The following is a 17,123-nucleotide window of genomic DNA, read 5'->3' as shown; positions in this document are numbered from 1 at the left end:
AATCCACGCAATCGATACCATTGTTAAAAGTATCTGCAATATTATCAACGTTTTACACAACCGGTATATAAAAATCAACTATCGCTTTCTTCTCAGGATGCTTATTGAAATCATTATGATACACCTCAAAAGGATTTCTATCCGCTTTTTTGTACCCGTTCTCGTTCATCCAAAGAAACAAACCAGTCCAAGATTTTTCAAAATCCTGCAAACCTATTTCGAAACTACCTACTATAAACTTCCCGCTGGCAATTGTATCCAGTTGAACTTCGCCCGACGGCTTAACGACTTGATTTAAAAGCATGCAAGCATCCATACGCACCTGTTCTGGCTGTGTTATCTTAAAGCTATCGTGATACACAGTAACCATTTTCGTCTGCTCAGTCAGTAAGTCGAGTGGAGTGGCCCAGAGCAGCAGTTTTTGGTAGGAGTGCTGTAAGTTATGGTGACCAATACAGGGCACGCATGCTAACTTCATTTCTTGCACGTTTCTAACTTCTATTTTTGCATTCATTTCTATCCAATTTTTAAGGTTATCAATGATGCAAATGTATTGATCCGTGTCAGGATAGGTTTGACCAATCTTGCTACTCAGTTGGCTTATCTTGCTAAACTTGTTTGGATTTTGCTTTCTGAAGTCAGTGGGGCTTACCCCATAAAAATTTTTAAATGTTCTGGTAAAAGAAGAATTGTTGCTGAAGCCGTACTTAACAAAAATATCGCTTAGCGGAACATTCTTGTGTAAAAGATCCGATGCGGCTCGCTCTATCCTCCGTCGCGTAACATATTCACCCAGCGCTTCTCCTGTTATTAATTTGAAGATCCTATGGAAATGAAATGGGGAGAAATAAGCGATTTCCGAAACATTTGCCAAAGAGATGTCAGCATCCAAATTTTCGTCTATATACTTGAAAACCCTGTTTATTCTGATTCTATAGTCAATAAGTATTTCGTTTCCCTGATTAGCCATTGTTGTGAGCTGTACAAATCAAAAGTAAATAAATTTGTCATATCTTGTGATGCCAACGCTTTCATCTAACCCTATAATGAACGACTTTTACGGATACATCAATACAGTTCAACTGGATTCAGAGGGTACCAATCCTTTAGAATATCCTTTTAATATACCCTGCATCAAAAATTTCAATAAACTAGTCTTCCATCCTAAAGTCACTTACTTAATTGGTGAGAACGGCATGGGTAAGTCAACCTTGCTGGAAGCTTTAGCGGTAGGTTTAGGTTTTAATGCAGAAGGAGGAAGCAAAAACTTCAATTTAAATACACAGGCCACGCATTCTGTTTTACATAACTACTTAAGAATTAGCAAGGGCATACACCGGATTAAAGATGGCTTCTTTTTGCGTGGCGAGAGCTTCTATAATGTCGCGTCAGAAATAGAAGAACTGGATAAAGATCCCATGGCCGGTTCCAAAATAATCAATTCCTACGGGGGTAAATCATTGCATGAGCAATCACACGGCGAATCATTCTGGGCATTGTTTATGAACCGCTTTGGTGGCTCAGGTTTATACATTCTTGATGAGCCAGAATCTGCATTGTCAATTACCCGCCAAATGGCGATGCTATCGCGAATCCATACTTTGGTTAACCAACGCACACAATTTGTTATTGCCACACATTCGCCAATCGTTTTGGCCTATCCAGATGCTACCATTTTTCAGATGACGCAAGACGGCATACACCAAGTTAACTACAAACAGACTGATATCTATCAACTGTATAAAGGCTTTCTGGATAATCCAGAAAAAATGACATCAATACTCTTGAATGAAGAATAAACTTAAAGGTCTAATGTGCCCTTTTAAACTTTAATAAACACGTTTTAAGTGCACTTTAAGTGAAATAAATACGTGAAAAGCACATTTCGTTCTTCACAAAAGAATATTATTTTATTAATTAAATCTTATTTTCTACCTTTCTCCATAATTTAATCAATTCAACTTGCCAAGCTTGGATCTTATGGCTTAACGTTTAACCTGTATTCTTCAACCATGTCACTAAATACGCATACATTGCTACAGAAAAAGAAAAAAAACATCCTTGAGCTTTGGATGAAAAATCAGCTCTCTGATGAAGGTTTACGTGAAGACCTGATCAGTAACGAAGAATTAAGGAGTCAGTCAGAAGAATTGATTACCGCACTTGTTGGCAATCTTTCAGGCGAAAACTTTACCAACCTGGATTCAGACGAATGGAGTCCGGTAATCGAAATACTGGGTGGCATCGCCATCACCCGTGCGCGTCAGGGCTTTAGTCCGCGCGAAACAGGAAACTTTGTATTCTCTCTTAAAGAAGCCATTCTTGACGTGCTTCAACAGGAAATCTCGAATGATCCGCTAACCTTATTTAAAGAAAGCCAAAAGGTAAACAAGCTAATGGATAGCCTAAGCGTGGTTACTTTTGAAACCTTTATAAAAGGGCGCGAGGAAGTGATCTTACGCCAAACTGATGAAATTACTGAAATCTCTACGCCTGTAATCCGTGTTTGGGAAGGCATTCTTGCGCTACCAATCATCGGTACACTTGATAGTGCCCGTACACAGGTGGTAATGGAAAACCTGTTACAAGAAATTGTAGAAACTGGTTCCAGTATTGCTATTCTTGATATTTCTGGTGTTCCGGCGGTAGATTCTCTAGTTGCACAGCATTTAATTAAAACAGTTAGTGCAACCCGTTTAATGGGTGCTGAGTGTATCATTAGCGGTATACGTCCAGAAATTGCACAAACTGTGGTGCATCTTGGAATAGACCTTTCAAATATCATTACCAAAGCTACATTGGCTAGTGCGCTTGCCTATTCTTTTAAGATAATGAGGTTAGAAGTTAAAAAAATTGGTGTAGGTAATAAATCTTAATTTTCAACTTAATGGATAAAATTCCTATTCTCAGGATGGGTTCCTTCCTGTTGGTAAGTATACAGGTTGATCTTTATGATCGACTAGCACTTAATTTGGAAGCCGACCTCGTACAAATGGTTAACAAAACCAGCGCAAAGGGAGTATTAATCGATATTTCTGCGGTATCTATAGTCGATTCTTTTATGGGTCGCATCATTGGAAACATTGCAAGCATGTCGAAAATCCTGGATGCAGAAACAGTAGTGGTGGGTATGCAGCCTGCTGTAGCCATTACCCTAATTGAACTCGGTTTGCCACTAAAAGGCGTGCATACTGCATTAGATATGGAAAAAGGCATGAACCTGCTTCGGTCTATGATTGATCTTGATGAAGATAACGAAGAAGTAGAGTCAGAAGATGATGACCTTATCTCTTAGTAAAGACACCATACAGGTGCTCAAAGAAACGGATGTTGTATTTTTGAGAAACCGTGTAAAAGAGGTAGCCGTAAAAATAAAAATGGGTTTGGTCAATCAAACGCGTTTACTTACTGCTGCCAGCGAATTGGTGCGTAATATGATGCGGTACGCCGATGGTGGCGTTTGCATTATAGAAGTTGTCTCCAGTGGCCGCATCAACGGTGTACGGCTAACCTTTTCAGATAACGGCCCGGGTATACCTGATATAGATGCAGCAATGAGAGATGGTTTTTCCACCGGCCGAAGTCTAGGTCTCGGTTTACCTGGAACCAAAAGACTTGTCAACGAATTTAATATTAAAAGCAAAGTAGGAGAAGGAACGGTGGTAACAATTTTAAAGTGGGCAAATGGTTGATGCAACACATATTAGCTTCACTGCAGATGATAGGAGTTACTTTTCGCTGATCAAAAAGGAGATACATCGAAAAGCAGTTGAGGCTGGCATTAAAGAAGATAAACTGAATAAGATCGATCTCGTGGTTGCAGAAATGACTTCGAACATCTTTAAATATAGTGATGATGGAGAGATATTGCTAGGCGTATTCGCAAATGGCGGTTCTCCATACATCGAGCTCATCAGTATAGACAACGGACCAGGTATGATGAACCCAGCAAAGATGATGCAAGATGGAATGTCAACCAGCAACACGCTAGGCCACGGCTTGGGGAGCATGAAGCGGTTGTCAGACACCTTTGAAGTCTATTCTCAAATCGGTTGGGGCACTATTGTGCTGAGCAGAATATACAGTGAGCCGCAAAAAGCCACAGTAAAAAACACGATGATCATGCATCCAATAGTTGTCTATAAGCCTGGAGAAACCACTAGTGGCGATGGATTTACCTTCAAAAAAACAGATAAGTATATTAAAATGATGCTGGCCGACGGGCTTGGACACGGACCAGAAGCTAACCTTGCAGTTAACGAAGCCGCCGCCGCGTTTAAAGTATTTCCTGGATACAGTCCCTCAGAAACCATAAGATTTATACACAGCGCCATTAAAAAAACCCGGGGTGCAGTTATTAATATTCTCGGTTATGAATATGAAACAAAAACCTGGACGTCCGTCGGCGTTGGCAACATTGCTTTAAGGATGTATGGCCCTGTAAACCTTAAAAACCACATGTCGTACAACGGCATCGTTGGCCATAACATCCCCAACACATTGAATGATCAGCAATTTTCTGTTGATGAATTTAATCAGGCAGTACTTTGCTCTGATGGAATCAAAACCAGGATAGACCTGGCAAGGTATCCAATGATGTATAAATATGACCTCACCATCCTTGCTGCGGCAATCTATAAAGACCATGCTAGAAAAACTGATGATATGTCTGTCGTAATCGCTAAGGTAATATGAGCATTCTATTGACAATTTCTTTGGAAAATGAGATGGACCTTGTACTTTCCCACAAGCGATCCATGAAGGTCGCTGAAAAATTGGGCCTCACACTATCCACACAAACCACGTTTGCAACAGCAGTTTCAGAAATTTGCCGGACAGTCATTGAACATACCGATCAAGGCTTACTGGAAATTGGTGTAGATCAGCATAAAACCAGGTATGGCTTGTGCGCATCGATAACGTTTGACAAAAATATTCATTTTACAAACTCAGATGCGGGGTTTTATTACGCTCAGAAATTAGTTCCGGAGTTTGATTTGAGCGAAGAAAAGGATGCCAACAAAATCAGCATGAAGATTGGCCTACCCAGGTCGCTAAAACTTGAGCCAGGTAAAATCAATGAGCTTAGACGTTACTTTGATACAGAAGAGCCGTTGAATGCTTACGAGGAGATCAAAAAAAGAAACGTTACCCTTAATCGCATAGCTGATGCCCAGGAAGAAGAACTGAGGCAATCAAAACTAATCGACGAGAAAAAAACAGAATTCCTTTCCGTTGCAAGTCATGAGATCAAAACACCGATGACGGTACTTAAGGCCTACACACAAATGGCTAAGTCCACCAAGGAGCCAATTTCTGAACAGCTGCGTACACTTTTGGGGAAAATTGATTTACAGTCTAACAAGCTATTGGAACTCGTACAGCAGTTGATGGACATTTCAAAAATTGAAAATGGCAACCTGCAATATAATCTCAATACGGTAAAACTGAATGGTTTTTTGCTGAATCAGATCAGTGTGATGCAACAGATTTTACCCCATCACGAACTGATCAATGAATTGGCAGAAGATGTGCATGTTCACATTGACGAAATTCGGTTAGAACAAGTCTTCTCAAATCTGTTTGGTAACGCTGCAAAATATTCAGAAAAGGAAACTAAAATCCATGTATCAACTGCTCATGTATCACAAGGCTTTGTATCTATCGCGATTTCAGATCAAGGTATGGGGATCTCCAACGAAAACCTACAAGCAATTTTTGATAAGTTTTACCGCACAGAAGATGTACTTAAAACACATGCCGGCTTAGGGATGGGATTATACGTTACCTCAAAAATTGTAACCGACCATGGCGGTAAAATATGGGTCGAAAGTGAACAGGGTAGAGGATCAACTTTCTTCTTCACATTGCCGGTGGTAGAAAATTAGAATCACGTATCATTGAGCTGTCTGAAGGCATGACTTTCCAGTTTAAAGAGGGTGATAAACTTATTGGAACTGGTGTGATTACACTTATTTTAAATGAAAAGCTAAAAAAAGATCAACGTAACATTACACTGGAGAATGACTAAAGCCTCTGAAAACGAAACTTCGTTTAAAGCCCCAATAGGAACCATTGGCATCAATCCTTTTGTTTTCGTTCCTGAGGAAATCCTGGTAAAATTATTTCAGCAAGCGGGGAGGAGTAAAAGTCCGATACCTATTAAGGGTAAGGTTAACGATAAACCCTACAAGCAAACATTGATGAAGTATAAAGGTGCATGGAGATTATACATCAATACCAAAATGCTGGCGAACTCACCGAAAAGAATTGGAGAGATGATCGAGCTGAGCATAGTATTCGATAAAGCCGACAGAACCATCATCGCACATCCCGATTTACTGAAGGCCATAGCAGAAAACCTGAAAGCCAAAGAAGTGTTTGATTCATTAACACCATCGCTCAAAAATGAGATCATCAGATATATCAGTCACCTAAAATCTGAAGAAAGCATTCAACGCAACATCCAAAAGGCAGTTGACTTTCTATTGGGCAAGGGCAAGTTTGTAGGGCGGGATTTATAAACTAAAGAGTTCTGCAATCAGGAATTGCATTACATACCTTCCCAATCTTGCTTAGATATTTCAAACCAGTCGCAAAGAATACCCTCATATTCAAACTGGTTGGTAATCTTCAATCCACTTTTTTGCAACGCATTTCTAGACGCTGCGTTGTCAACATGAGCCATTGCATACACCTTATCCAAATTAAGCACTTCAAACGCATACCTTAGCGAAGCCTTTGCAGACTCTGTCGCATAACCTTTGCCCCATTGCTTTCGCAGCAAACGATAACCTACTTCATAATATCCAGTGTGCCCGTTTGTCGTGTCGGTCCTATATTTCATTCCTCCCCAGCCAACAAACTCAGTCGTATCTTTATCTACGATGGCCCATCTACCAATGCCAAAATCCAGGTACTGCTGCCTAATGAAATCGATCATATCAAGAGCTTCCTGCTTTGATGTAATCGGACTTTTCGCAAGATAAGTGTGCACCTCCGGATCAGCATCCATTTCAAAAAAGGCGTCCACATCTTCTCTTACCAGTTCACGCATTAAGATGCGATCTGTTTCAACAAATACTTTCATAGTGGGGATTATTTAGGAGACTAAAAGTAATAAAACAAGAAATGTAATTTATCATCTTTGTTTTTATGAACCAAAATAAAGCTCAAATTCAAGTGGGTGGATTTACAATTATGGATGGTATTTTCTCAGGCGATCAGGTGCAGCAAAGGACTGTAATGGTCTGAAAAATCTCTCTCATTCATACCTTTATAAATATTTTACTTAATACAAGCATCAAGCCCATCCTTTCATGCGATTGTTTAGAAACCCTCATTGAACTCCTGAAGAGTAGAAGGGTCTGATAGATTGATGATCGCTTTCGCGATTTCAATCTGACCCTTTGCAAGTGCTATCGCCGAAAGAGACACTGTAGCAGTTTGCAAATTCCAGTTTTCGTCTAATAACGCCAACCCGAGGTTTTTCAAAGTTAAAATTGCAGAAGTGTATTCATTCCCTAAATCATTAGGGAGCGGTGGGTTTGCAGAATGCCTAGCTATATCTATCGAAGTGATTAGACTTACTATATCTTCAATGGCAAAGGTTTTTGAGGCGGCTATTCGAATCAAATGCGGAACTGCGTAGTAACTAGCCAAATCAACATCACCTTGATGATATAATTCTTCCCAGAGTTCATCTATAATTGGTTCTAATTCGCCTTTGTCATTTATTTTCTCTAACTCCTTAAGTAGGATGGAGGCATCAAAAGGCTGTCTGTAACCGCCATTAAATGTAGCCCATCTAGCGTCGTTTAATTCTAACATATTTAAAGGTAATAACAAGTTTGAAAATATAAGCTAATCAATCCAATCCAACCAAATTTCCAAATTATTTATCCGTAATCTTACATTATGAGCTTTTTAACAGCCGAATGGAGAAAACTGGCATTTGCCAACTACATTGTAGACCCACAAGTATTGGAGCCCTATGTTCCGGCGGGCACAGAACTAGATCTCTGGAACGGAAACTGTTATGTCAGCCTAATCGGTTTCCTATTTAAGAACACTAAGCTATTGGGTGTTCGTGTGCCATTTCATTCCAATTTTGAAGAAGTTAACCTTCGATTTTACGTTCGTTATAACGATAAGGGAGTTTGGAAAAGAGGAGCGGTGTTTATCAAAGAGATAGTTCCAAAAGTTGCGTTAACTTTTATAGCCAATACTATTTACAATGAAAACTATGTGGCTACTCCGATGAAACATAGCTGGACAGAAACAGATACCACACGTGAAGTATCCTATTCCTGGAAATGTAAAGGCAAATGGCAGCACATCAATATGATTGCAGATAAACAAGCCCAACAAATAACAGAAGGGAGCGAAATCGAATTCATCACCGAGCACTATTGGGGATATGCCAGGTGTAACGCTGTTAAAACCAATGAGTATGAAGTTAGGCATCCCAGATGGGAACATTATCCTGTAACCAGTTTTGATATTGATGCAGATTTTGAATCCAACTACGGAAGCAGATTCGCGCTTTTAAACCAGCAACAACCTGCGTCTGTTATGCTGATCGAAGGATCAGCAATCTCGGTAGAGGGTAAGACCGTGTTAAGGATTAATCCATAAGAACGATAAGACAAAGGTTTATTGATCAATCTTTAATTTAATTGGAAACCTTGACTTCCTAAAATTATATAACTTAAGATCATGTATGTACATCGTTATTGAATCTGCTTTTAATTGAAGTGTATCGTTCCTTTTTGCGTAATGGCCAGTCATAAATTCCGTGGACGTTCCACCACCATTAGAGTATGACATACTAAACTCATTGTATTCGTTCGACTTATCGATTCTGTAAACTGTATCCTGTAAGTTAAATGTCCATGTACCGTAACGCATTTTCGATTGATTACTCAATTCCGAGGTGAAAATCCAGTAGGTGATTATCGAACCCACAATACAATTAATAAAAAACATTGCGCTGTACGGTTTTTTTATAAAAAACAAAAGACCCCCAATAACAAGGTTTATAATAAACACAAAGGGAACTACCAAATAGATAACCATTGCCGATCCGGGACCAAGGTTCTCGCTTTTCGCCCAGATCCAAATCATTAGGACGTCTAAGAGCGCTAGAGCTATCACTCCTTTAAGAGTTTTAGAAAAGTGATAATTCATAGAAGAGATTAAATGTTTTTGAAATATAGGAAATTTACCCGTGCCTTGCCCCAATTGTAACAAACCAGCCCCAGCATTATCTAAAATCCGACTAAATTATACCAATATGGCCGGCTGGAAGTTATTCCCGAAGAAGGATAATGCGCAAAAAAAGAAGAGCAAAAAGAAAGAATGGTTTGATGCCATCATCTTTGCTGTTGTTGCAGCAACACTAATCAGGGTATTCTTTATAGAGGCTTACACTATCCCGAGCGGTTCCATGGAGAAATCCCTTTTAGTTGGCGACTATCTTTTTGTAAGCAAGGTCAACTATGGCGCCCGTGTACCAATCACACCAGTAGCCTTTCCATTTGCACACCATACCATGCCCATTATCGGCACAAAAGCATACTGGGATGGCATTCAATTAAAGTACCGTCGGCTGCCAGGACTTGCAGACATCAAACGGAATGACATCGTCGTATTTAACTTGCCAGTTGGCGATACTGTTGCACTGGAAAACCAAGAACCCAGTTATTACACTTTAATAAGGCAATATGGCTGGAAATCAATTCATGATCAATACACCATCACCAGCAGACCAGTAGATAAAAGAGAAAATATCATTAAAAGATGTATCGGGATTTCGGGGGATGTAGTGAGCATGAAGAACGGTCTGATTAGCATTAACGGTAGAGTAGAACCACTTGCAAACACTGGGCAGATGCCTTACCAAATCAAGTTTAAAACAACTAATATTAACTTCGAAGTATTCACTAAGCTTGGATTCAACGTGAGCGAGATGCAACAGCAAAGCCCGGATACTTACGTCGTAATGGCCACTGCAGAGATGATGGCGAAAGTCAAGTCATTAGATTTTATAAAGTCTGTTACACTTGATGTGAAAGCAAGCACGGTAGATGATGGCGATCTTTTTCCACTAGACACCAACAGGAAATGGAATGTAGATAACTTCGGGCCAGTTAAAGTTCCGGCGAAGGGTTGGACGGTTCAACTAGACAGCAATACCATGCCATTATATTACCGGGCAATAAGAACCTATGAGGGTAATAAAGTAGAAAAGAAATTAGACGGCTGGTACATCAATGATCAGCTTGCCACCAGCTATACCTTCAAAATGAACTATTATTGGATGATGGGGGATAACCGACACAATTCCATTGATTCACGTTACTGGGGTTTCCTACCCGAAGATCACGTGGTAGGTAAAGCGCTTTTTATCTGGATGAGTTGGGATAAGGATGCGTCATTCCTTCATAAAATCAGGTGGGATAGATTGCTAAGGGGGATACATTAGACACGAAAAATCTGAACCTAACTCATGAACTCAAATCCGTTGTTACTGGCAATGGTTATTAAAGGTTGAATATTATCTTTAAATCTCGATTTCAGGACGTCATCATCCAAACTGCTTAAGATATTAATATCTGGAATTAGGGTTAGATAGTCCTGCAGGAGTTTTGCCGTATTTTTACTTACGTCTTGATTGAGGATAGTTTTTAGTCCCAAGTGTTGCATGTCAAAGTATGAGTCAAAATAACGATCAATAGGAGGAAGCTTATCGCATTTAATGCTATTGAAGCTTTTGTCAGCAGGGATGAGATTCCATAGTAGATCATGAGAAACAAAAGCGTAAGGTACAAAATGCTCTACAGCATAGTTTCCAATATCCAATGGGCTTTGAGTGTAGATGCAATTTATAGGCCCAGTATAATGGATCACCACGTCCCAAAAATCCTTACGTTGCTTGGTTAACGCATTACGTAATGGCGGTCTGATTAGCTTATTTGGGATATCCGGAACGTTAGGGTTATGCTTCTGCAAGTATAAGCTCAAATGCCAGTAACAGAATGCTTTTAGGATCCCACTATTTTGTGCCAAATAATCTATCCATTTAGGATTTATGACAACTTCAGTTTCATTTACCGAGTATAGCGAATCATTTAAGAAAGACTGAGATAAACTGTAAATGCTTTTCTTATTACCCTTAACCGCCGGAAACCAAGGACTAAGAAAACGATATGGCACTTCGCCGTCAAAGTGGCGTAAAAGCCTAGAAGTGATCAAATTATTACTTGACTTTAGTACATCTACAATAACATGTTTCTTTGAATCAATGCATAGGTTTTCAGCAATAATCAATTGTTTGATCGCACGCTGTAACTGATCCTGCTTCCCAAAACTAACGTTAAAGTAATTTATAGTATACCAAGCATTTGCAATCATACCAGCAAAAAGACTGTGCTTATTTATATGATAATTTCCTTTCTCTACTTCTTCAATAAGGGAAATCAACCAGTAAAATTTATATGAAGTCACTGTTGAATTAAAGCTGGAAGCTAATAGGTTTATTGGTAATGAAGAGTTAAAAGGAAGTGAGCGAAAATGCATAGTTTTATGGTGATGTCATAAAACTATGCATTTATCTTCAAAATATTTAAGGGAGTTGAATATACTATGGTTTACATCTACTGCATGCAGTGTAACCATCTGCTTTTGCTTCCTTCAAAGTAATTTTGATTTTGCTTTGTCTTAAGTAGCTACAGTCGCCAAGGTGATACTTCGTGCCTGTTTTGGTGATGTAAACAATCGTTTCTTCTTTGTGGACAATAGGCAGTTTTACTGGGATGGTACTTGCATGCGATGGATTTAATAGTATACTTAGTGATGCTATTAAAATCAGGAGTAATTTCTTCATGTATGTTTGGTTAGGTTTTACATGTAAGTTACACTAAATTGCTGTAATTCAATTTCTTTTGAAATATGATTCAATTCTTTTAGCATTTATAGGCTTTTTTCAAAATTGTTGATCTAAAACTTGGACTATGTCGCCAGGATTAATGAATTTGGTCTCACTGGAGAAAAAAACACCAGTTGCTACTATGAAAAAATCTGATAAACCGACACCCTACATTTTAGTTAAAGCTTACACCACCAGTGAATGGGATACCTGCGATTTCGCCATAGTTCATATTACTGAAGAATGGAAAACTGATATGGCCAAAAGGGTAAAGCTTTTAGAACCTCTCACAGAAATAAATGATTTTTTCAATGTATCCTTTTGGGATGCGCCAGAGGGATTTTTTCTCTATCCACCAAAATCTAAAGTTGCAAGTTTTCTCCCGCGAGAAGAAGATTGGTGCTATATCGTAACTGATGAAAACGAGATAGAAAGACTTACTATTCCTGAAAATAGACTTGATGGAGAGCAGCTGATTCTTCTACATAAAAATGCTGCTTATTATAAGGGATATGGCAAACACACCAGTGAAGAGTTTTGCACCGCAGAATTAAATGTTACAGACATAATAAATGGTGCTTAATTCAATCACATGGCAAATTGGTGTATGAATATCGTACAGTTCATTGGTGAACCCGTACAATTAGATAAAATAAAAAGCTTATTTACAACGCTTTCCGAAAGAGAACAGTCAGAACGCTGTGGACAAAATCCTGATTTCATTATTGACCCTGAGAATTATTTCTTTGAAATAAGATGGGAAGATGAAAATCTCTATTATGAAACCAAATGGGCGCCAAACATTCAAGATGTTAAATTGATTGCTGATTATTTCCAAGTTGGATTTACCCATGAATACGAAGAATCTGGAATGGAAATTTTCGGCCAGGCAACTTATCTGAAAGGGAAGCTGACAGAGATTGATTTAGATCAAGACGATTTTGCCTTGATAGAAATGCAAGAAGATGATTCAGGATATTTATTTGAAGGAGAACTTTGGAACAGCCAACAGGAGGTTTTGGAATTACTCCTTGAAAGGAAAAAAAGCAATATATTACACTAGTTTACTAATTAACCTCTATAAATGCCATTTGAACAAGGAATCTACGAGCAACTTATTACCAAAATCATCGCAAGCAGGCTAGATGAACTCAATGCCGATGAATTTTTTTTTAAAACCGTTGCCTTAGATAAAGCAGAAGCTTCTCGTTATTTAAGCCAGTATCTTGCTGAAACCATAAAGAATGCCTTGAAGTTTGTTAAGGAAAAAGACGACAGTATTGAAAAAAAAATAGAGCTGTCAAATAAGATCATTCAGTTGCTTATAAAAGAACTGCCTGAGGTAGTGCTTACAAATAATTTAATTCATAACGAAGGAAAGATACTTGAAGCGGTTATTAACAAGCTTGATTCTCCTTACCCAGATTTGAATAAGCGCTTAAAAGAAATCATGCCTTATACGAGGCTGAGCCAAAGTGAACTATTTACAGGCAGTAATGTTGGGATATCCTTAGAAAGCGAAATCAAAAAGGAAATCCTATCTGCCGACGAAATTTGTTGGTTGGTATCATTTATTAAGTTCTCAGGCATAAGGATATTTAAAGAAGAGCTGGAACAGTTCACCAATAGTGGTAAGAAACTCAGAATTATTACCACCACTTACATGGGCGCTACTGAACTAAAAGCAGTGGAGTTTTTAGCTGGATTAAAAAACACGGAGGTTAAGGTATCTTACAATACTGAGCATGAACGCTTACATGCCAAGGCTTATCTTTTTCTTAGAAACAGCACGTTTGATACAGGTTATATCGGCTCTTCTAATGTATCAAGGTCAGCCCTAACCAACGGACTGGAGTGGAATTTAAAAGTCACTACTAAAGAAGTTGGACACATTATAGATAAGTTTAAGAAAACGTTTGATACCTACTGGGAAGATAACGAATTTGAATACTATCAACCTGGAAGGGACAAAGAGAAATTGCAACGTGCAATTAGGCAACAAAACACTACCGATAGAAATACCATCCTAACTTTCTTTGATCTAAAGCCGTTTCCTTACCAGCAAGAACTATTAGAAAAGCTAAATTCAGAAAGACAACTGCGCGGTAGGTATAGAAATTTGATCGTAGCAGCAACGGGAACAGGAAAAACGGTTATATCTGCATTTGATTACAAACGATTTAAAGATGCTAATCCTCGTGCCCGTTTGCTATTTGTAGCGCACAAGAAAGAAATACTGGCTCAAGCGCAGGAAACCTTTAGGCATATTTTAAAAGACGGTAATTTCGGTGAGCTCTGGGTTGATGGTTCAGAACTAACTCAATACGATTATGTATTTGCGTCTGTGCAAACGCTGAACAGTAGAAAAGCTGAATTAAAGTTATCGGCAGATTTCTATGATTATATCATTATAGATGAGGTGCACCACATTGCCGCAAGTTCCTACAGATCGGTGCTTGACATATTTAGTCCATCTATTTTATTAGGATTAACCGCTACTCCAGAGCGTATGGATGGCGAAAATATCCTAAAAGATTTCTGTAATGTCATCGCGGCAGAAATCAGACTACCAGAAGCCCTAAATCGGAAACTATTAACACCATTCCAATACTTCGCCATTTCAGATTCCGTTGATTTAAAAGACGTAGCCTGGAAGAATGGGAGATATGAAAGCAAAGAGCTAACTAAGATATACACTAAAGATGATAGGAGAGTTGGAGAAATCATTTCAAACTGTGAAACGTATCTAACAGATATCAATGATGTCATTGCGATAGGATTTTGCGTAAGCACAGATCACGCAAAATATATGGCTGAAAAGTTTCTCTTAGCTGGCATTCAAGCAGATTATCTGACAAGTGAAAATGCAAGAGACAACAGAGATAGCGTCAAACAACGTTTTCGCAATAAGGAGATCAATTATTTATTTGTTGTAGATATTTTCAATGAAGGTATTGACATTCCAGAGATTGATACTGTGCTGTTTCTCCGGCCGACAGAGAGTTTAACCATCTTCTTGCAGCAATTGGGTAGGGGTTTGAGGTTAGCTGATGGTAAAGACTGTTTAACTGTGCTGGATTTTGTTGGAAACTCTAGGCCAGAATACGACTTTGAACATAAGTTCAGAGCATTAGTCGGAAAAACACACACCTCTATGATTAAAGAGATTGAGGATGACTTTCCACATCTGCCACTTGGTTGTTCTATTTTCCTAGAAAGGAAAGCTAAGGAAATCATATTGAAAAATATAAAAGAAGCCACTTCGTTCAATAGGAATCAACTGCTAACCAAAATCAGAAACTTTACACATAACAGCGCTTCAGAATTAACCTTACAAAACTTCATGTCATTTTATGGCATTGCACTGCCATTAATTCTAAAAAAAGGTAGCTGGAAAAGGTTATGCGCAGATGCGGAAGTGATTGCAGAATTTAATGAACCTGGTGAAAAGCAATTAACTAGCGGTATTAAGCGAATCCTCCAAAGCAGTTCCATTAGTTACTTTAAATTCATAATAAATTTAATATACAGCGGTTTCAATGTAAACACAGATGAGCAGGAGAAAGCTTTGTTAAGCTTAATGCTCCACTATGACGTTCAGCAATCTACTGGGCCAACTGCAGGATTTAAGGATCTAAACGCAAGTATAACTTCTTTAAAGAAGAATCCAATCATGTTGTCTGAACTCAAGGAAATCTTAGAAATCAAGATAAACGAGATCGATTTCATTGAGCAAGACATTGAATTGCCCTACGCTTTTCCATTAAAGTTGCACGGGCGTTATACGCGTGATCAAATACTTGTAGCAATGAGGCAACATAGGTTTGATAAGAAATCGTCCAATAGAGAAGGCGTAATAAGAAATCACTCACTAAATTCGGAAGCTTTGCTATTCACCCTTAAGAAATCTGAAAAGGAATACTCTCCAACAACTTTATATGATGACTACGCTATAAACGAGGTGTTATTTCACTGGCAATCACAAAATGCTGCTTCTCCTAATAATCCTTCTGGCAAGGCTTACATTCAGCAGGATCAGACTGGTAAACATATATTGCTATTTGTACGCGAGCAAAATGACGATGAGTACGGAAATACCATGGGCTATGTGTTTTTAGGCAAGGCTAACTTCATGAGTTCAACGGGCGAGAAGCCAATGAATATCGAATGGAAATTAGAAGAACCGATGCCGGCGTACATTTGGAAAGAAAGTGGTAAGCTGGCTGTTGGTTAGATATCAACAGAACAAGCTATAATAACCCAAAACGGATTACCAAAACTCGTAGCCAAGATTTGATAATCTAAAACTCATTGCCATTTTACTGACGTTAAAGTTATTTGCGAGCTTTTCTATAATATCGTCATCGATAGAAAGTTTGGCCAATTCGTCTTCAATATAGGATTTAGGCATTAAAAGTGCTGCAGCGAACGCGTTAGCTTCTCTCTCTTTTATGCTTTCGCCGGTAGAAGAATTAGAATTTCTATATAGAGCATTTTGCTTTCGATCTACAAATAGCTTTGAATTCTTATGCAACAAAAAATGGCCGAGTTCATGTGCAATTGTAAATCGTCTTCGTTGGATATTTTCAAATTCATTATAAATTATATAGTACACATCATCCTCTGCTACAAAAATTCCAGATATATCATCATCTAATTGAGACGAATGAACATTAACATTTAGTCTTTTTGCACATTGTTCTGGCTCAATTGGCAAAGTAAACATCTGCAAGTCCAATAGTAGCCTCTCTGCTTTTTCCTCGATATAATTCACGATTTTCTATTTATATTTCGATATTATATTTTTTACTGCTTCAATAGAACTGTCGGAGACATTTTTTGTTTTAAGTTTATCTAAAGTGCTCTCAGAATTTTGAATTTGCGAACTCAAATCATTATAGCTGGGAAGAATAAAGTGCAATTCTGTTCCCAATTCGTGGAATAATTTATACATTAAATCTAATGGAGCAAGCTGTCTTCCAGCTTCAATATTCGAAATTGATGTCCTTGTCAAGCCAATTCTTTCAGCTAAGTCATCCTGATTCATATCAAGATTCTGTCTCAACTCCTTGATATTTTTTCCTAATATCTGGGCAAGCGCTGTTTTAAAGTCCATTTAACAAAAAAATTACGGTACTGCAAAATTAGGAATAATTATGTAAAATCACAATGTTTATTTAACAAACTGTTTCTA

20 protein-coding genes are annotated in these 17,123 nt (G+C 38.4%); 12 read left to right on the top strand and 8 right to left on the bottom strand.

All coding sequences use genetic code 11. From position 1 onward, the window contains the following. Window positions 1-52: 52 nt before the first annotated feature. Window positions 53-970, bottom strand: a complete 918-nt coding sequence (locus tag ACXZ1K_RS13655) for an AraC family transcriptional regulator (RefSeq protein ID WP_458970225.1) — start codon at window positions 968-970, stop codon at window positions 53-55. Between the two features lie 76 nt (window positions 971-1,046). Between ACXZ1K_RS13655 and ACXZ1K_RS13650 the strand changes: the two genes are divergently transcribed. From ACXZ1K_RS13650 to ACXZ1K_RS13620, 7 genes are all read left to right on the top strand, one after another. Next, complete coding sequence (locus tag ACXZ1K_RS13650) at window positions 1,047-1,799, top strand: AAA family ATPase (RefSeq protein WP_458970224.1); 753 nt, start codon at window positions 1,047-1,049, stop codon at window positions 1,797-1,799. A gap of 213 nt (window positions 1,800-2,012) precedes the next feature. After that, the gene (locus ACXZ1K_RS13645; RefSeq protein WP_458970223.1) at window positions 2,013-2,876 is read left to right on the top strand and encodes an STAS domain-containing protein; all 864 of its coding nucleotides are present in this window, start codon (window positions 2,013-2,015) and stop codon (window positions 2,874-2,876) included. A gap of 11 nt (window positions 2,877-2,887) precedes the next feature. Next, complete coding sequence (locus ACXZ1K_RS13640; protein WP_458970222.1) at window positions 2,888-3,295, top strand: STAS domain-containing protein; 408 nt, start codon at window positions 2,888-2,890, stop codon at window positions 3,293-3,295. Continuing rightward, on the top strand, window positions 3,276-3,692 hold the full coding sequence (locus tag ACXZ1K_RS13635; RefSeq protein ID WP_458970221.1) for an anti-sigma regulatory factor: 417 nt from the start codon (window positions 3,276-3,278) through the stop codon (window positions 3,690-3,692). Before ACXZ1K_RS13640 ends, ACXZ1K_RS13635 begins: the two co-directional genes overlap by 20 nt. Continuing rightward, a complete protein-coding gene (locus tag ACXZ1K_RS13630; protein WP_458970220.1) occupies window positions 3,685-4,695 on the top strand; it encodes an ATP-binding protein in 1,011 nt (336 codons plus the stop codon). The genes ACXZ1K_RS13635 and ACXZ1K_RS13630 overlap by 8 nt, the downstream gene beginning before the upstream one ends. Next, window positions 4,692-5,888 (top strand): sensor histidine kinase, encoded by a 1,197-nt coding sequence (locus ACXZ1K_RS13625; RefSeq protein ID WP_458970219.1) that lies wholly within the window; start codon window positions 4,692-4,694, stop codon window positions 5,886-5,888. The genes ACXZ1K_RS13630 and ACXZ1K_RS13625 overlap by 4 nt, the downstream gene beginning before the upstream one ends. A gap of 135 nt (window positions 5,889-6,023) precedes the next feature. Beyond that, window positions 6,024-6,524, top strand: a complete 501-nt coding sequence (locus ACXZ1K_RS13620; protein ID WP_458970218.1) for a YdeI/OmpD-associated family protein — start codon at window positions 6,024-6,026, stop codon at window positions 6,522-6,524. A 29-nt stretch (window positions 6,525-6,553) separates the two neighbouring features. Here the strand turns inward: ACXZ1K_RS13620 and ACXZ1K_RS13615 are convergent, their stop codons facing one another. Next, the gene (locus ACXZ1K_RS13615) at window positions 6,554-7,090 is read right to left on the bottom strand and encodes a GNAT family N-acetyltransferase (protein ID WP_458970217.1); all 537 of its coding nucleotides are present in this window, start codon (window positions 7,088-7,090) and stop codon (window positions 6,554-6,556) included. Between the two features lie 239 nt (window positions 7,091-7,329). Beyond that, a complete protein-coding gene (locus ACXZ1K_RS13610; protein WP_458970216.1) occupies window positions 7,330-7,830 on the bottom strand; it encodes a hypothetical protein in 501 nt (166 codons plus the stop codon). A gap of 87 nt (window positions 7,831-7,917) precedes the next feature. On the opposite strand from ACXZ1K_RS13610, the gene ACXZ1K_RS13605 reads away from it, so the two are divergent. Next, a complete protein-coding gene (locus ACXZ1K_RS13605) occupies window positions 7,918-8,637 on the top strand; it encodes a YqjF family protein (protein ID WP_458970215.1) in 720 nt (239 codons plus the stop codon). A gap of 18 nt (window positions 8,638-8,655) precedes the next feature. Here the strand turns inward: ACXZ1K_RS13605 and ACXZ1K_RS13600 are convergent, their stop codons facing one another. Then, window positions 8,656-8,988, bottom strand: a complete 333-nt coding sequence (locus tag ACXZ1K_RS13600) for a hypothetical protein (protein WP_458970214.1) — start codon at window positions 8,986-8,988, stop codon at window positions 8,656-8,658. Window positions 8,989-9,295: 307 nt separating this feature from the next. On the opposite strand from ACXZ1K_RS13600, the gene lepB reads away from it, so the two are divergent. Continuing rightward, window positions 9,296-10,486: a signal peptidase I gene (gene lepB / locus ACXZ1K_RS13595; protein WP_458970213.1), complete on the top strand. Its 1,191-nt coding sequence runs from the start codon at window positions 9,296-9,298 to the stop codon at window positions 10,484-10,486. A 17-nt stretch (window positions 10,487-10,503) separates the two neighbouring features. Here the strand turns inward: lepB and ACXZ1K_RS13590 are convergent, their stop codons facing one another. Together ACXZ1K_RS13590 and ACXZ1K_RS13585 are read right to left on the bottom strand one after the other, a co-directional pair. Then, on the bottom strand, window positions 10,504-11,508 hold the full coding sequence (locus ACXZ1K_RS13590; RefSeq protein WP_458970212.1) for an HNH endonuclease domain-containing protein: 1,005 nt from the start codon (window positions 11,506-11,508) through the stop codon (window positions 10,504-10,506). A 136-nt stretch (window positions 11,509-11,644) separates the two neighbouring features. Then, window positions 11,645-11,887, bottom strand: coding sequence for a hypothetical protein (locus tag ACXZ1K_RS13585; RefSeq protein WP_458970211.1), 243 nt, complete (start codon window positions 11,885-11,887; stop codon window positions 11,645-11,647). Between the two features lie 127 nt (window positions 11,888-12,014). Between ACXZ1K_RS13585 and ACXZ1K_RS13580 the strand changes: the two genes are divergently transcribed. The 3 genes from ACXZ1K_RS13580 to ACXZ1K_RS13570 are packed head-to-tail and all read left to right on the top strand — an operon-like array spanning window position 12,015 to window position 16,163. Continuing rightward, a complete protein-coding gene (locus tag ACXZ1K_RS13580; protein ID WP_458970210.1) occupies window positions 12,015-12,512 on the top strand; it encodes a hypothetical protein in 498 nt (165 codons plus the stop codon). Window positions 12,513-12,536: 24 nt separating this feature from the next. Then, entirely contained in the window at window positions 12,537-12,992 is a 456-nt protein-coding gene (locus tag ACXZ1K_RS13575; RefSeq protein ID WP_458970209.1) for a DUF1281 family ferredoxin-like fold protein, read from the top strand. A 21-nt stretch (window positions 12,993-13,013) separates the two neighbouring features. Further along, window positions 13,014-16,163, top strand: coding sequence for a DEAD/DEAH box helicase (locus ACXZ1K_RS13570; RefSeq protein WP_458970208.1), 3,150 nt, complete (start codon window positions 13,014-13,016; stop codon window positions 16,161-16,163). 36 nt (window positions 16,164-16,199) lie between these two features. Here ACXZ1K_RS13570 and ACXZ1K_RS13565 read toward each other — a convergent pair whose 3' ends face one another. Then, window positions 16,200-16,703 carry an ImmA/IrrE family metallo-endopeptidase gene (locus tag ACXZ1K_RS13565; RefSeq protein WP_458970207.1) on the bottom strand — a complete coding sequence of 168 codons (504 nt, stop codon included), beginning with the start codon at window positions 16,701-16,703 and terminating at the stop codon, window positions 16,200-16,202. Between the two features lie 6 nt (window positions 16,704-16,709). After that, on the bottom strand, window positions 16,710-17,045 hold the full coding sequence (locus ACXZ1K_RS13560; RefSeq protein WP_458970206.1) for a helix-turn-helix transcriptional regulator: 336 nt from the start codon (window positions 17,043-17,045) through the stop codon (window positions 16,710-16,712). Between the last annotated feature and the right edge of the window lie 78 nt (window positions 17,046-17,123).

The organism is Pedobacter jaeyakensis, assembly GCF_054461315.1.
Note: the sequence above shows the minus strand (reverse complement) of the source record. Positions and strands in the feature narration are given on the sequence as shown.

Coding starts and splice junctions, on each gene's coding strand:
- ACXZ1K_RS13655 (WP_458970225.1), bottom strand. CDS start 970: ATGGCTAATCAGGGAAACGAAATACTTATTGACTATAGAATCAGAATA.
- ACXZ1K_RS13650 (WP_458970224.1), top strand. CDS start 1,047: ATGAACGACTTTTACGGATACATCAATACAGTTCAACTGGATTCAGAG.
- ACXZ1K_RS13645 (WP_458970223.1), top strand. CDS start 2,013: ATGTCACTAAATACGCATACATTGCTACAGAAAAAGAAAAAAAACATC.
- ACXZ1K_RS13640 (WP_458970222.1), top strand. CDS start 2,888: ATGGATAAAATTCCTATTCTCAGGATGGGTTCCTTCCTGTTGGTAAGT.
- ACXZ1K_RS13635 (WP_458970221.1), top strand. CDS start 3,276: ATGATGACCTTATCTCTTAGTAAAGACACCATACAGGTGCTCAAAGAA.
- ACXZ1K_RS13630 (WP_458970220.1), top strand. CDS start 3,685: ATGGTTGATGCAACACATATTAGCTTCACTGCAGATGATAGGAGTTAC.
- ACXZ1K_RS13625 (WP_458970219.1), top strand. CDS start 4,692: ATGAGCATTCTATTGACAATTTCTTTGGAAAATGAGATGGACCTTGTA.
- ACXZ1K_RS13620 (WP_458970218.1), top strand. CDS start 6,024: ATGACTAAAGCCTCTGAAAACGAAACTTCGTTTAAAGCCCCAATAGGA.
- ACXZ1K_RS13615 (WP_458970217.1), bottom strand. CDS start 7,090: ATGAAAGTATTTGTTGAAACAGATCGCATCTTAATGCGTGAACTGGTA.
- ACXZ1K_RS13610 (WP_458970216.1), bottom strand. CDS start 7,830: ATGTTAGAATTAAACGACGCTAGATGGGCTACATTTAATGGCGGTTAC.
- ACXZ1K_RS13605 (WP_458970215.1), top strand. CDS start 7,918: ATGAGCTTTTTAACAGCCGAATGGAGAAAACTGGCATTTGCCAACTAC.
- ACXZ1K_RS13600 (WP_458970214.1), bottom strand. CDS start 8,988: ATGTTTTTTATTAATTGTATTGTGGGTTCGATAATCACCTACTGGATT.
- lepB (WP_458970213.1), top strand. CDS start 9,296: ATGGCCGGCTGGAAGTTATTCCCGAAGAAGGATAATGCGCAAAAAAAG.
- ACXZ1K_RS13585 (WP_458970211.1), bottom strand. CDS start 11,887: ATGAAGAAATTACTCCTGATTTTAATAGCATCACTAAGTATACTATTA.
- ACXZ1K_RS13580 (WP_458970210.1), top strand. CDS start 12,015: ATGTCGCCAGGATTAATGAATTTGGTCTCACTGGAGAAAAAAACACCA.
- ACXZ1K_RS13575 (WP_458970209.1), top strand. CDS start 12,537: ATGAATATCGTACAGTTCATTGGTGAACCCGTACAATTAGATAAAATA.
- ACXZ1K_RS13570 (WP_458970208.1), top strand. CDS start 13,014: ATGCCATTTGAACAAGGAATCTACGAGCAACTTATTACCAAAATCATC.
- ACXZ1K_RS13560 (WP_458970206.1), bottom strand. CDS start 17,045: ATGGACTTTAAAACAGCGCTTGCCCAGATATTAGGAAAAAATATCAAG.